At 64.6% G+C, this 826-nt stretch carries 1 protein-coding gene; it reads right to left on the minus strand.

Annotation, left to right across the window (positions count from 1 at the left end):
- On the minus strand, positions 1-826 hold an 826-nt coding region (locus tag AC1D01_RS37030), incomplete at both ends, for an alkaline phosphatase family protein (protein ID WP_477874845.1).

An 826-nucleotide genomic window follows, 5' to 3' on the forward strand; every position in this document is an offset into this window, starting at 1 on the left:
GTCGTAGGTGCCGCCGTGCTCGTCGAAGTTGATGATGAGGAGCGTGTCGTTCCAACCGGGGCTGGACCTCAGCGCATCCAGGATGTCGCTGACGAACTGCTCGCCGGGCGCGACGTTGCGCGGCGGGTGGTAGTCGTTGCCTTGCGGGCCGACGCCGTCGCGCGAGTAGCCATAGCCCCACTTGGGCTCGAGGAAGCACATGGAGGGCAGGGCGTTCGTTCTGGCGAGACGGTAGAAGGCGTCGATGTCGTCGAAATGAGGGTCGTACTTCGAGTCGCCCAGCTGGGTCAGGATGTCGCGGGTGAAGCACTTGCCGCCTGCGAACCACCAGCTTTCGCTGGCGAACATCATCCAGTCGCTGGGTGATTTCATCCCGGCGTCGTACATCACGTTGAACATCGTGCGCTGGTTGAAGTAGAGCCAGTTCTCGCCGATGCGCCACATGTTGTTGTTCACCCAGGCCTGCAGCGCGCCGGTATCCGGGTCGGGCGCCAGCGAATTGCCGGTGGCGGCGAAGGCGCGGTTGCAATTGGTCTGCGTGGGCACCGACGAGAAATACGCATCGGACACCGCATAGTGGCGCGCGGCGCCGTTCAGCACCGGCAACTCGGCGGGCGTGTAGGTCTGCATGACCTCGTCGAGCCCGTAGCGCCAGCTGTCGCTGGCGAAGTCCTGGTAGAAGCCGCCCATGCCGGCGGCCTGGTTCGGGGGCGGGTTCGATGTGCTCGAGAAGAGCTGGTTGTTGACGTGCACGTAGTCTTCGTTGGGATCGCACTCGGGCACCCAGCTGTTGCGGGTGCCCTTGCGGACCCAGTGCCTGACCCCG

The organism is Rhizobacter sp. P3_B12 (assembly GCF_056402895.1).